Raw genomic sequence first — 12,696 nt, forward strand, 5'->3', positions numbered from 1 at the left:
CGCGTCGCCGAAATCACAGTTATTGCGGGTGTCCAGATGGCCTGATCCCCCAAGGACACCGAGACCACAGGCGCTTTAGGGTCGCGTTCATCGCCATCGAGGTGCAGACCCATTTTCGCACCCGTCCGATACAGATTGACCAAGCAGGCTTCTGGCAGGATCGGATAATTGGCGACCTGTCGCCATAGGGTGAGCAGCACGTCGGGAATCTGCGGCCAAGGCAGCCCCGTAACCGGATGGGTAGCCTGATAGCGATAGCCGCCCACGCGGTCCGATACCCAGCCAAGCGACCCCAGATTGGTCATCTCAACACTGAAGGTTTTACCGGTCTTGGGCATGGTGGGGCGAAAGAATGGGGCGGCTTCTATCAAAGGCTGAAGGGTCGCCAACAGCGCCTCCTGTTCGGCCCGATCCAGATAGGCGGGAAGGAAGTCAAAACCCGAATGTAATTGGCTACCCACGCATTTCACCTTCTAGCCTTGCGGTCCCAGACTGCGACACCATATGAGCCTCAGCGCCCCTCACGGGCATTTTACTGGCAAAACACTATAGCCGTTCTTTTGGGCTTCCGCATGGGGGACAAAAAGATCGGTGTCCGCTTTTAAGGGACTAGAAGAACATGAGCAAAGTCATCGGTATCGACCTCGGGACGACCAATTCCTGCGTAGCCATCATGGACGGCAAATCAGCCAAAGTGATTGAAAACTCTGAAGGTGCGCGCACCACACCGTCGGTTGTCGCCTTTGCTGCAGATGGAGAGCGCCTGATTGGCCAACCGGCTCGCCGTCAAGCTGTCACCAACCCAGAACAAACCTTCTTCGCCATCAAGCGCCTTGTCGGCCGCACGTTTGACGATCCGATGGTCAAGAAGGACATCAATCTGGTTCCCTACAAAATCACCAAGGGCCCCAGCGGCGACGCTTATGTGACCGGTCGCGACAAGGATTACAGCCCTTCTGAAATCTCGGCCATGATCCTGACCAAGATGAAGGAAACGGCAGAAGCCTATTTGGGCGAAACCGTGACCCAGGCCGTCATCACCGTGCCTGCCTATTTCAACGACGCCCAGCGCCAAGCCACGAAGGATGCCGGTAAGATTGCCGGTCTGGAAGTGCTGCGCATCATCAACGAGCCAACGGCTGCGGCTTTGGCTTACGGCATGGACAAGGGTGGTAACCGCACCATCGCTGTCTATGACTTGGGCGGTGGTACGTTCGACGTGTCCGTCTTGGAAATCGGCGACGGCGTGTTTGAAGTGCGCTCCACCAATGGCGATACTTTCCTCGGCGGGGAAGACTTTGACATGCGCATCGTCGACTATCTGGCCGACGAGTTCAAAAAGGAAAAAGGCGTTGATTTGCGCAATGATAAATTGGCGCTGCAACGTCTGAAGGAAGAGGCTGAAAAGGCCAAGAAAGAGCTGTCGACCACCGCGCAATATGAAGTGAACCTGCCCTTCATCACGATGGACGCGACCGGCCCGCTTCACCTCAATCTGAAGCTGACCCGCTCGAAGCTGGAAGCTTTGGTCGATGATCTGGTTTCGCGCACAATTGATCCTTGCAAAGCTGCGTTGAAAGATGCGGGCCTGACGGCGGCCGATATTGACGAAGTCGTCCTCGTCGGCGGCATGACCCGCATGCCAAAAGTGCAAGAAGCCGTGAAGCAATTCTTCGGCAAAGAGCCACACAAGGGTGTGAACCCTGACGAAGTGGTGGCTTTGGGTGCAGCGATCCAAGCAGGCGTGCTGCAAGGCGACGTCAAAGACGTGCTGCTGCTGGACGTCACGCCCCTGTCTTTGGGCATCGAAACCAAGGGCGGCATCTTCACCCGCCTGATCGAGCGCAACACCACCATTCCAACCAAGAAGAGCCAAGTGTTCTCGACCGCTGATGACAATCAGTCCGCCGTGACCATCCGCGTGTTCCAAGGTGAACGCGACATGGCAGCCGACAATAAGTCGCTCGGCCAGTTCGACCTCGTCGGCATCCCACCCGCACCTAGCGGCGTGCCACAGATTGAAGTGACCTTCGACATTGACGCCAACGGCATTGTCTCGGTCTCGGCCAAGGACAAAGCAACCAATAAAGAGCAGTCGATCCGCATTCAGGCCAATGGCGGCCTGTCCGACGCTGACATCGAAAAGATGATCAAGGACGCCGAAGCCAATGCCGAAGCTGACAAGAAGAAGCGCGATTTGGTGGAAGCCAAGAATGGCGCGGAAAGCTCAATCCATATGGTTGAAAAGCAATTGAGCGAATTCGGCACCAAGCTGGAAGTCGCCGATCGCGAAGCCATTGAAGCCGCCGTTGCCGCTACGAAAGAAGCAGCTTTGGGTGAAGATGTCGAAGACATCCAGGCCAAGACCCAAGCTTTGATGCAGGCTGCCATGAAGATTGGCGAAGCCATGTATGCCGAGCAACAAGCCAATGCGGCCGAAGCCGATGCGAAAAAAGATGCCGGCGATGACGGCGTTGTCGACGCAGACTTCGAAGACGTCACCGACGACAAGAAGTAATCGAAATACCCCCTTGCGCATGGGCCACGAGGTTCGTGCGCAAGGGGGTAAGCTTCGGGCCTTGGTTGACGGACGCACCGCCTCTCCCTCCCTCAAGCCAAGCCCCAGGTGTTTGCTGAGACACGTCCAGCGGCACAGAGCGTTTCTAGCCATTAAACCTGCTCTTATTCGGGGATCCTATGAGCGACGATTATTATGATCTTCTGGGCGTAGCCCGTGATGCGGACGAGGCGGCGCTGAAAAGCGCCTACCGCAAGAAGGCCATGCAATGGCACCCCGACAAAAACCCCGGCAATGCCGAGGCTGAGGCAAAATTCAAAGACATTAACGAGGCTTATGCAGCCCTGTCTGATCCGCAAAAGCGCGCAGTCTATGATCGCTATGGCAAGGCGGGCCTCAATGGCGGCATGGGCGGTGGCGGTGGCGGCGGCTTCCAAGGCGATGCTGGCGACATTTTTGAATCTGTCTTTGGCGACATTTTTGGCGAAGTCTTTGGCGGTCGACGCACCCAACAACGCGCAGGCCCGGCGCGCGGTGCAGACTTGCGCTATGACTTTGAAATCACGCTAGAGGAAGCTTTCCGCGGCAAGGACGCCGAGCTGACCATCCCGACCAATCAGGTCTGCGATGTCTGCGATGGTTCTGGCGCAGAGCCTGGTACCCGCCCCGAAGTGTGCCCAACCTGTAGCGGCACGGGCCAAGTTCGCGCCCAACAGGGCTTCTTCATGATGCAGCGGACCTGCCCGACCTGTCATGGCCGTGGCACCATCATCAAAAAGCCCTGCAAATCCTGCCACGGCCATGGCACCAAGCAAGTGGAACGCACCCTGTCGGTCGCCATCCCGGCTGGGGTTGAAGATGGCACGCGCGTCCGCCTGACCGGTGAAGGCGAATTGGGTGCCCGCGGTGGCCCGCGCGGCGACCTTTATGTGTTCTTGTCGGTCAAGAAGCATGACTTGTTTGAGCGCGACGGCCCAAGCCTTTATTGCCGCATCCCCGTCACCATGACGACTGCGGCTTTAGGCGGCAAGATCGAAGTCCCCACAATTGATGGCGGCAAGGCCGAACTGGATATCCCGGAAGGCAGCCAAACCGGGCGGCGCATCCGCCTGCGCCATCATGGCATGACAACACTGAAATCAGCCCTGCGTGGCGACATGCATGTCGAACTCTTCGTCGAAACCCCGCGCAACTTAACTGCCCGACAAAAGGAATTATTGCGCGAATTTGCCGGCCAATGCGGCGAAAAGAGCCATCCAGAGCACACAGGCTTTTTCGATAAAGCCAAGGGCTTTTGGGATAAAGTGACCGGGACGGAGTGATTAGCCAGCCTTCGGCGGTCGTTTGGCCATGAGGGTGCGGGTCATGACGCTCATCACCAAGAGGCCATCTTGATCTTGCACTTCGTGGCTGGCGGTCAGCACGCCTTCGCGGTCATTGCGATCTTCGGTCGCCAGAAAGGTCAGGCGCACCGATAATTCTTCCCCGGCATAAACCGCTTTATAATAGCGCAAGGCGTCTTGGCCCAAGCGCTGCAGCACCGGCCATTCGCGGGTTTCTTCCCACAGCATACGCCGCCACAGGGCGTAGATATGGCTTTCCGCTGCGCGCGGCCCTGCCCCTTCGCGGCCCTTCTCGCTGGCCTTTAACGGCAGATTGGGGGCAAAGCGCTCGTGAAACAGGGCTATATCCTCTGCGCTTACCAAAGCTGCACCGAAATCATAGGTCCGCCCGACAATGATATCTTCAAACCACCATCCTGGTTGTCTCGGCAAAATGCTCACGCAGAAGTCCTTTCTGTTTTCGGCCGCCCAAAAGGGTTTTCATCCGAAGCCATGACGGTGGGTTATTTCGCACGGATTTTCCAGCCCTAGTTTCCATCATCACAGTGTTTTTCTGCGCGACCCAGACCCGCGCCATTGGCCAGAAGTTCGAAGGACGCTAAGTAAGGCTGGAAAAGGACTGTCTGTATGAAACGCGCCCTCTTGGCACTCTGGCTCTTGCTCTGTTGGGTTAGCTTGGCACATGCGCAAGTGCCTGCTGCGGTCTCTACGCCGATTGGTGTCAGCGCCAGCTCGCAAAATGTTGAGATCACGCTGATCAGCGAGCGGGCGGCAGTTCAGCCCGGTGATGTCTTCCACCTGGCCATTCGGCAAAAGATCGCGCGCGACTGGCATACCTATTGGCGCAATCCGGGCGATTCTGGAGAGCCAACGTATCTGACCTGGACTTTGCCGGACGGGGTGAAGGCGGGCGAGATCAAATGGCCAGCCCCCACCGCCATCCCCTTTGGCCCACTCGTCAATTATGGCTTTTCCAATTCGGTTGTTCTGCCGGTTGAAGTGCAAATTCCCGCTTCGGCCAAGCCGGGCACCAGCCTGTCGCTGAAGGTCGATGCCACGTGGCTTGAATGCGCAGACGTCTGTATTCCAGGCGAAGGCAGCGTGGCGCTCACCTTGCCCGTGGAAGCCAAAAAGCGCGATGGTGGCGATGCGTCGGCCATCCAATCTGCCCTCTCCGGCCTGCCTAAGCCCTTGCCGGGAAAGGCGCATCTGACTGATCTCGGCGCGGGCGGCCTGCAATTGGTGGTCACAGGTGTACCTGCTGCGGGTAAAGCCTATTTCTTCCCCTACGAGCTGAAGATCGGTGCCTTGGTTGATTTTGCCGCACCGCAAGAATTTGTGCGCGGCAAGGATGGCTTTGGTCTCAATCTGGTAAAGTCCAAGTCACTGCCAGAGCCCTTTGTTGGCCCGTTTGAGGGTGTCTTGGTGATTGGCGAAGGCACTGATGGCAAAGCCTATCGCCTCAGCGCCGATTTGATCGCTGCCGCCCCGATAGCGGCGGTTGCGGGAACGGCTGCAGACGGCAGCAGGCACATTGGCCTTTTGCAAGCGCTCTTCTTCGCCCTTTTGGGCGGATTGATCTTAAACCTGATGCCGTGCGTTTTCCCGATCCTCTCCATGAAGGCCCTGGGCTTGCTGGAGGCTTCTCACGGCGACAAGGCCGAAGCCCGTACGCACGGCTTATGGTATGGGTTTGGGGTGCTGGCTTGTTTCCTTGGGCTGGCCGGTCTGTTGATCGGCCTGAAAGCCGCCGGCATGGCCATTGGCTGGGGCTTTCAACTGCAATCGCCTGCGATCATCGTTGGCCTTGCGGTCTTGATGGTGTTGATCGGCTTCAATCTGTTGGGCTTTTTTGAAATTGGCACCTCGCTACAGGGCGCAGGCGCAGGCCTTGCGGGCAAAAGCGGGCATGCAGGCTCTTTCTTTACCGGCGTCTTGGCCGTCGTGGTTGCCGCCCCCTGTACCGCGCCTTTCATGGGCGTGGCCTTGGGCTTTGCCGCAACCCAGCCCGCGCTTGGGGCCTTGAGCGTTTTTGCAGCCTTGGGCGTGGGCTTTGCCGCACCCTTTGTGGCGCTAACCTTCATGCCGGGCCTCATGCGCGCTTTGCCCCGCCCCGGGCCGTGGATGAGCCGCCTACGCGAGGCCTTGTCCTTCCCTATGTTCGCCACGGCTATTTGGTTGATCTGGGTCAGTAGCGCCCAAGTTGGTCAAACAGGGGTTTTGGCAGCTCTGGGTGGCGTTTTGTTTGCAGGCCTTGCGGTATGGATTTGGCGGACTTGGCAGGGCAAAGCGGGGCGAGCCCTTGCCCTCGTGATCCTGATTTCAGGCCTTGTTGGGGCCGGGGCCTATGTCACCCAAGCCCCTGCAAAAGCCGCCGATGCTGCTGCCACAAGCTTGGGTGGCGAGCCTTGGACGCCTGCCCGCGTCGAGGCCCTACAACAAGAGGGCAAGACCGTGTTCGTCAATTTCACCGCTGACTGGTGCGTGACCTGTAAGGTCAATGAAGTCACGGTCTTTGCCGATCCTGACGTGCGCGAAGCCCTCAATGGCGAGAAGGCCGTCTATCTGGTCGCCGACTGGACCAGTCGCGATGATGTGATTGCCCAAGCGCTGGCAAGCCACGGGCGTGTGGGTGTACCCCTTTATCTGGTCTATAAGCCCGGTGTGGCCGAACCCAAGATCCTACCGCAGCTCTTGAACGCAGAAATGGTCAAAGCCGCCCTGAATTAGGAGGAAAGCCGATGAGATTTGTTTGGCTAGCAGCCGCACTGGCTTTGGCAAGCTTCACTTTGGTCGATAGTCGCGCAGGCGGTATGTTTTCCCCGACCGAGCCCAATTCCCATCCTAAAACCAAGGGCGTCCCGCCGGTCCCCGGTGCCATGGCCCCCAGCATTTCGATGCAGGACACCAGTGGACGCAAATTTAACTTAAGCGCCTATCGCGGCAAAATTGTCGTTCTGGAATGGACCAATTTTGAATGCCCCTATGTCGCGCGGCACTATAACAGCGGGTCGATGCAAGCAGTTCAAGCCGCCGCCCTAAAAGAGGGCGTTGTGTGGTTGACGATCTTTTCCTCCGCCCCAGGCAAGCAAGGCTATCAGGATGCGCGGGGTGCCGATTATTTCACCGCCGAAAAAGGCGCTAAACCCACCGCCAAAGTGCTGGACCCAACCGGGGTTGTCGGTCGCGCCTTTGGTGCCGGGACAACCCCGCATATGTTTGTGATCGATGAGACGGGCCATATTGTCTATGCCGGGGCGATTGACGACCAACCGCGCGCGGTTCTGCCCGCAGGGGCTGTGCCGCGTAATTATGTGCGCGAGGCGATCACAGCGGTCAAAAACAAACAAGCCCCCGCCATCCGCGCAACGGCGGCTTACGGCTGTTCGATCAAATATGCGGGCAATTAGTCGTCGGCTTCTGCCAAGCGGCGGGCCGTGTCATCGGCGATGAGCGCCTCGATCATTTCGTCTAGGCCGCTACCTTCCAACAACGTGTCGAGCTTATAGAGCGTCAGATTGATGCGGTGATCGGTGACGCGGCCTTGCGGAAAATTATAGGTGCGAATGCGTTCAGACCGATCGCCAGAGCCGACTTGAGATTGGCGGCTGGCAGAACGCTCGGCGGCAAGGGCCGCGCGCTGTTGCTCATAGAGGCGGGCCTTCAAAGTCCGCATCGCATTGGCGCGGTTTTGGTGCTGCGACTTTTCCGACGAGGTCACCACGATCCCGCTGGGGATGTGGGTCAGGCGGACCGCCGAATCCGTCTTGTTGACGTGTTGCCCCCCCGCGCCGGAGGAACGATACGTGTCGATGCGAATGTCTTTTTCGTGGATTTCAATCTCCACATCTTCACGCGCCGGTAGAACGGCGACGGTGGCAGCAGAGGTATGGATACGCCCGCCTGCTTCGGTAACGGGGACGCGCTGAACCCGATGCACACCGCTCTCAAACTTCAAACGGCCAAAGGCCCCCTCGCCCGATACTGAGGCGATGATTTCCTTATAGCCGCCCATTTCCCCGTCTGAAACGCTTTCCACTTCAACCCGCCAGCCGCGCGTGGCGGCATAGCGCTGATACATGCGAAAAAGATCACCTGCGAAGAGAGCAGCTTCATCGCCACCGGTCCCGGCGCGCACTTCCAAGATCACATCGGCTTCGTCGTCGGCATCCTTGGGTAAGAGCAAGATTTGTAACTCTTGCTCCATGGTCGGGATGGATGCGCGCAGGAGTTCGAGCTCGGCCTGGGCCATCTGCGCCATTTCATCGTGGCTGGGCAGATCGAAGATCATTTGCTCCAACTCCACCCGCTCAGCGCGCGCCTTTTCAAGCGCGCGGATCGCGTCTGCTACTGGGGCAAGGCTAGAGCGCTCCTTAGACAGACGCATGATCTCGCCCCCGTCTGAACAAACAGACAAACGGGCATCGATCTCGTCAAAGCGGTCGAGAACACGAAAGAGACGATCTTGGGTCAGGCGCATGAGACCGCGGCGGTTAGCATGACATGGGCGGGTCGGTCGAGGGATGGACACACAAGCGCGGCACAGAAGTCTGTCGCGCAGCGTGGCTCAAACGAAAAACGCGACCCCGAAAGGTCGCGCTTTTAAGCCTGTTGGGCTTGGGTTGTGGACGACCACGGCCCAAAACCAGAATTAGGCAGCCGCTTGCTCAGCCAGCTTTGCCTTGATGTCGCGACGGATCTTGCGTGCGCGGTCCGACATCTTGGTCTCGTCGATCTTCACAATATAGCCATCAAGGCCACCATTGTGATCCACGGAGCGCAGGGCTGCCATGGTGATGCGCAATTTGAACGCGCGACCCAAAGCGTCCGACGCCAAGGTGACGTCTTGCAGGTTTGGCAAATAGCGACGCTTGGTCTTAATGTTGGAGTGGCTGACGATGTGGCCAACCATTGGTCCGGTTCCAGTCAATTCGCAACGGCGCGACATGGCGATTTCTCTCTTGTTAAAGCCTTGTCACCCTCGAAGAAGAGTGCTCATCGGCGAATTCGTGATTTCTGCCTTGCCTTGACCCTACAGCCCACATCATCATCGTGGGCCGGGAACGGGACAGACTAGCCAGAAGAGGGGCGCGGATACGGGTTTGTGAGAATAAAGTCAAGACAAAGGGCGGTTTCAAACTGCCAAACCGATGTGGAGCGTGGCGGCTGTGCCAACTGGCTTCACCCAACCGCTTTTTGCCGCTTTCTCATCAGATATTAACTTTATCGCCGCACTGAAGCCGTATTCCTTTTCTAGGTGTCGATTCTAATAGTCTCGTTCCTAACTTCTGTTCGCGCGAGCAGAGCTGACCCATGAACCCATTAGTGAGGCGTGTATGGACGCGGTAGCAACAGTAACAAGCTTTTCCTTCCTCGATTTGTTCCTCAAAGCCGATTGGATCGTAAAGTCCGTCATGATTGGCTTGGCTTTGGCTTCGGTCTGGTCATGGGCAGTCGCGATCGATAAATGGTTGCAAATCCGCAAGCTGGAAGCCGGAGCCCGCGTTGTTGAAGCTGCCTTGGCTGAAGGTCGCGGGATTGATGCCATTGAGGATAGCGCCAAGCCAGGTGATGCCATGGCCCGGGTGGTTGCTGTGGGCATGGCTGAAGCCCGCCTTGCGCGCCGCATTCCCAACCAAACCGAAGTTGGCTTAGGCCGGGCGATTGAGCGCATGGAACGGGTGATGCAAGCAGCCACCGCACGGGAAATGGCGCGTGCTGAACGCGGCCTTGCGATCCTGGCGACGATTGGGTCCTCAGCCCCCTTCATCGGACTATTTGGTACCGTTTGGGGCATTATGAATGCCTTCCGTGGCATCGCCCAATCGCGCGACACCAATTTGGCCGTGGTCGCGCCTGGTATTGCAGAAGCCTTGTTTGCCACGGCACTTGGCCTTTTGGCCGCAATCCCAGCGGTGATTTTCTACAATTGGCTGGCAGGCAGCTTAGACCGCTTTGCCACCCGTCTGGACGCGCTGAGCGATGATGTGATCGCGCGGGTTTCCCGCCGCTTGCAGGACCCGAACTAAGATGGCGGCCGGATTAGGAGCACGACGCGGAGGCGGGCGGCGTGGCCGACGGGGTCGACGCTTTATGGGCGACATCAACGTGACGCCCTTTGTGGACGTGATGTTGGTGTTGTTGATCATCTTCATGGTGGCAGCGCCTTTGTTGACGGTGGGTGTGCCGGTTGATCTGCCCAAAACAGAAGCCAAAAGCTTGCCGACCGAGCAAGAGCCGCTGACGGTCACGATCCTCGCCAATGGCCAGGTCTATTTGCAGAATGAAGTGGTGGCCTATGACCAATTATTGCCGCGTCTGACGGCTCTGGCCGGTGAAGGCTATGATCGCAGAATCTTTATTCGCGCTGCTGAGAAAGCCCCGTATGGGATTGTGATGCAAGTTATGGCTCGGGTGAATTCTGCGGGCTATCGCAATCTAGGCTTGGTGACCGACACGGTCGAGCAATAGGATAGGCCCCGAGCGCATGCGCGCCAGTGACCCCTCTTATGCCAGTCTGAAGTGGCAGGAACCTGGTTCCCTTGGGCCGGGCGTTGCTGTGTCAGCCCTTGTGCATGCGGGCATTATCGCGCTGGGTCTGGTCGTGTGGCAGAACCCGCCCGCCTTCACGCCCGAAGACGTTATTCCGGTTGCTATTGTCGCCGATACACCCAGCGCCATTGGTCCAGAAACCGCGGCAGAAACGGTGCGAACCGGCGAAGAAAACAGCCCGTTGACGGTTGCAGAAGCACCCGTATCGGATACGGCACCCACCCCAGAACCTACACCTCAAGAAACCCCTACCCCGCCAGCGGCGCCGGCATCACAGCCTGCGCAAAAGGCGCCGCCACCCAAGCCTGCCCAAAAAGTAGCAACACCCCAGCCAGCACCAACCAAGGCGAGCACGCCCAAAACATCGCCAAACCAACCCGCGCCCAGCCTGCCAAGCAAAGCCAAGACCACCGCACCGGCGAGACCCGAACCAGCCTTTGACTTTGCCGCCGCCAGTGCCGCTGCCAGTGGGGCTGATTCAGGTGGGCGCAGAGCGCCCAAACTTGCCGCAGCAGGCCAATCTGCCAAGCAAGGTCGCGCCGGGGGCGGCACGCTGCTGGCAGGCGATCTTGAATCCGCACTTCGGGCGCAAATTTATGAATGTTGGCGCTTACCGGCTGAAAATTCGCCCCGCTTAGTGGTCACCCTGCAAATCGAGCTCAAGCCCGATGGGTCGCTAGCCCGAGATCCAAAACTCATCCGCCCATCCAGTAAGGCAGGTGCGGACAACAAGCTTTTGCTGGCGATTGAAGATGCGCTGCGCGCTGTCCGGCAATGCGCGCCATTTTCCTTGCCTGCCAATCGCTATGAACAATGGCGCTTGGTCAATTTTGACTTTGATCCCCGCAAGTCTGATCGGCCTTAACCGAAAGCTGTCCATAACGAAAAATTGTCTTTCCTTGCCGCAAAATATTCATCTTCTAGGGTCAAGAAACCGGTCATGATATCGCACTCCCTCTCCTACCCGCCCCTGACCCGCGCAATCCGTGGGCTGATAACGGGTATTTTGCTTGCCCTCGCCTGCCTGACGCCGGCCTTCGCGCAACTGAATGTGAGCGTGACCGAGGGCCATCGGCGGCCCATGCCAATTGCCATCTCGGATTTTTCGGGTCCCCATGGCAGTTCCATCGCCAATGCGGTCCGCGATAATTTGGCCCGCTCGGGCCTGTTCCAAGTGCAAAATCCAGACTCCTTCTTGCAGCGCGATATGGATGTGAATGTGGCACCGCGCTTTGCCGATTGGCGTGTCATCAAAACCGAAGCGCTGGTGATTGGCCGCGGCAATTCAAGCGCTGGCCGACTGCGTGTGGAGTTTCGCTTGTGGGACGTTTATGGCGAAAGCCAGATGCTGGGCCTTGAGTTTTCGACAACCGATGAGAATTGGCGCCGCATCGCCCATAAGGTCTCAGATGCTATCTATCGGAGACTGACCGGAGAGGTTGGCTATTTTGATAGCCGCGTCGTTTTTGTTGCTGAAAGCGGTAGCCGCACCAATCGGGTCAAGCGATTGGCCGTGATGGATCAAGACGGGGCAAACCCAAGCTATTTGACCGATGGTACCGAGCAAGTGCTGAACCCGCGCTTCAATGCGCAAGGCCAACAAATCGTTTATTCGGCTTTGACAGATCGTGGCATCAAAATCTGGGTCGTCGATATTGAGACCGGGCGCAAGGAAGCGGTGGCCATTCCCGGCAATATGGCGTTTGCGCCGCGCTTTACCCCGGATGGCCAGTCAATCATTTTCAGTGCAGATCGCGATGGCGATGTAGATGTGTTCATCAAAAGTCTCCGCACGGGCAAACTAACACAATTGACGCGCAATCCCGCGATCGACACCTCGCCCGACATGTCGCCCAATGGCGATCGGATTGTGTTTACCTCGGACCGCGGCGGCAGCACGCAAATTTATGCCATGAATGCCGATGGGTCGGGCGTGCGCCGCTTAACCTTTGGCGAAGGCCGTTACTCCACCGCCGTCTGGTCACCCAAGGGCGATTTGATTGCCTTTACCCGCCAATTAGGGGGGCAATTCCAGATTGGCGTGATGGCGGCCGATGGCTCCAACTTGAAGATTTTGGCAGAGGCCTATTTGGTTGAGGGGCCGACTTGGTCGCCCAATGGCCGTGTTATCATGTTCCAACGCGAAGGTGGTCCAGGCCAATCCCCCAGCCTATGGACTGTTGATGTCTCTGGCACCAATCTTCGAAAATCCCCTTGGTCCGGTCCCGGTTCAGATCCGGGCTGGTCTGCGATCCTTCCCTAGTAGCTTCACCTGTCACCTTC

At 58.0% G+C, this 12,696-nt stretch carries 12 protein-coding genes; 8 read left to right on the forward strand and 4 right to left on the reverse strand.

All coding sequences use genetic code 11. From position 1 onward, the window contains the following. The coding region (locus B7364_RS16575; RefSeq protein WP_106407673.1) for an alpha-ketoglutarate-dependent dioxygenase AlkB at positions 1–461 on the reverse strand (461 nt) is incomplete at its 3' end. Between the two features lie 158 nt (positions 462–619). Here B7364_RS16575 and dnaK point away from each other — a divergent pair. Together dnaK and dnaJ are read left to right on the forward strand one after the other, a co-directional pair. Further along, on the forward strand, positions 620–2,518 hold the full coding sequence (gene dnaK, locus B7364_RS16580; protein ID WP_085341167.1) for a molecular chaperone DnaK: 1,899 nt from the start codon (positions 620–622) through the stop codon (positions 2,516–2,518). A 179-nt stretch (positions 2,519–2,697) separates the two neighbouring features. Further along, positions 2,698–3,840, forward strand: coding sequence for a molecular chaperone DnaJ (gene dnaJ, locus B7364_RS16585; RefSeq protein ID WP_085341168.1), 1,143 nt, complete (start codon positions 2,698–2,700; stop codon positions 3,838–3,840). Here the strand turns inward: dnaJ and B7364_RS16590 are convergent, their stop codons facing one another. Next, positions 3,841–4,302: a MaoC family dehydratase gene (locus B7364_RS16590; protein WP_085341169.1), complete on the reverse strand. Its 462-nt coding sequence runs from the start codon at positions 4,300–4,302 to the stop codon at positions 3,841–3,843. It lies immediately after the preceding gene. A 186-nt stretch (positions 4,303–4,488) separates the two neighbouring features. Between B7364_RS16590 and B7364_RS16595 the strand changes: the two genes are divergently transcribed. Further along, positions 4,489–6,591 carry a protein-disulfide reductase DsbD family protein gene (locus tag B7364_RS16595; RefSeq protein ID WP_085341170.1) on the forward strand — a complete coding sequence of 701 codons (2,103 nt, stop codon included), beginning with the start codon at positions 4,489–4,491 and terminating at the stop codon, positions 6,589–6,591. 11 nt (positions 6,592–6,602) lie between these two features. Continuing rightward, entirely contained in the window at positions 6,603–7,271 is a 669-nt protein-coding gene (locus tag B7364_RS16600) for a redoxin domain-containing protein (RefSeq protein ID WP_085341171.1), read from the forward strand. Here the strand turns inward: B7364_RS16600 and prfA are convergent. Next, positions 7,268–8,341 (reverse strand): peptide chain release factor 1, encoded by a 1,074-nt coding sequence (prfA, locus tag B7364_RS16605; RefSeq protein ID WP_085341172.1) that lies wholly within the window; start codon positions 8,339–8,341, stop codon positions 7,268–7,270. The two genes, B7364_RS16600 and prfA, sit on opposite strands and share 4 nt — an antisense overlap. 171 nt (positions 8,342–8,512) lie before the next feature. Continuing rightward, positions 8,513–8,809 (reverse strand): 50S ribosomal protein L28, encoded by a 297-nt coding sequence (gene rpmB / locus B7364_RS16610; protein WP_085341173.1) that lies wholly within the window; start codon positions 8,807–8,809, stop codon positions 8,513–8,515. A 388-nt stretch (positions 8,810–9,197) separates the two neighbouring features. On the opposite strand from rpmB, the gene B7364_RS16615 reads away from it, so the two are divergent. The 4 genes from B7364_RS16615 (at position 9,198) to tolB (ending at position 12,676) form a co-directional block, all read left to right on the forward strand. Beyond that, positions 9,198–9,890: a MotA/TolQ/ExbB proton channel family protein gene (locus B7364_RS16615; RefSeq protein ID WP_085341174.1), complete on the forward strand. Its 693-nt coding sequence runs from the start codon at positions 9,198–9,200 to the stop codon at positions 9,888–9,890. 1 nt (position 9,891) lies between these two features. Next, positions 9,892–10,332 (forward strand): ExbD/TolR family protein, encoded by a 441-nt coding sequence (locus B7364_RS16620; RefSeq protein WP_085341175.1) that lies wholly within the window; start codon positions 9,892–9,894, stop codon positions 10,330–10,332. Positions 10,333–10,348: 16 nt separating this feature from the next. Beyond that, positions 10,349–11,278 (forward strand): TonB C-terminal domain-containing protein, encoded by a 930-nt coding sequence (locus B7364_RS16625; protein WP_085341176.1) that lies wholly within the window; start codon positions 10,349–10,351, stop codon positions 11,276–11,278. 75 nt (positions 11,279–11,353) lie between these two features. Next, the gene (gene tolB / locus B7364_RS16630) at positions 11,354–12,676 is read left to right on the forward strand and encodes a Tol-Pal system beta propeller repeat protein TolB (RefSeq protein ID WP_085341177.1); all 1,323 of its coding nucleotides are present in this window, start codon (positions 11,354–11,356) and stop codon (positions 12,674–12,676) included. Positions 12,677–12,696: the final 20 nt, after the last annotated feature.

It is taken from the genome of Aquidulcibacter paucihalophilus (assembly GCF_002105465.1).
Taxonomy (GTDB): Bacteria; Pseudomonadota; Alphaproteobacteria; order Caulobacterales; family Aquidulcibacteraceae; genus Aquidulcibacter; species Aquidulcibacter paucihalophilus.

Excerpts from the sequence above, each read along its gene's own strand:
- dnaK (WP_085341167.1), top strand. The coding sequence starts at position 620 with ATGAGCAAAGTCATCGGTATCGACCTCGGGACGACCAATTCCTGCGTA.
- dnaJ (WP_085341168.1), top strand. The coding sequence starts at position 2,698 with ATGAGCGACGATTATTATGATCTTCTGGGCGTAGCCCGTGATGCGGAC.
- B7364_RS16595 (WP_085341170.1), top strand. The coding sequence starts at position 4,489 with ATGAAACGCGCCCTCTTGGCACTCTGGCTCTTGCTCTGTTGGGTTAGC.
- B7364_RS16600 (WP_085341171.1), top strand. The coding sequence starts at position 6,603 with ATGAGATTTGTTTGGCTAGCAGCCGCACTGGCTTTGGCAAGCTTCACT.
- prfA (WP_085341172.1), bottom strand. The coding sequence starts at position 8,341 with ATGCGCCTGACCCAAGATCGTCTCTTTCGTGTTCTCGACCGCTTTGAC.
- rpmB (WP_085341173.1), bottom strand. The coding sequence starts at position 8,809 with ATGTCGCGCCGTTGCGAATTGACTGGAACCGGACCAATGGTTGGCCAC.
- B7364_RS16615 (WP_085341174.1), top strand. The coding sequence starts at position 9,198 with ATGGACGCGGTAGCAACAGTAACAAGCTTTTCCTTCCTCGATTTGTTC.
- B7364_RS16620 (WP_085341175.1), top strand. The coding sequence starts at position 9,892 with ATGGCGGCCGGATTAGGAGCACGACGCGGAGGCGGGCGGCGTGGCCGA.
- B7364_RS16625 (WP_085341176.1), top strand. The coding sequence starts at position 10,349 with ATGCGCGCCAGTGACCCCTCTTATGCCAGTCTGAAGTGGCAGGAACCT.
- tolB (WP_085341177.1), top strand. The coding sequence starts at position 11,354 with ATGATATCGCACTCCCTCTCCTACCCGCCCCTGACCCGCGCAATCCGT.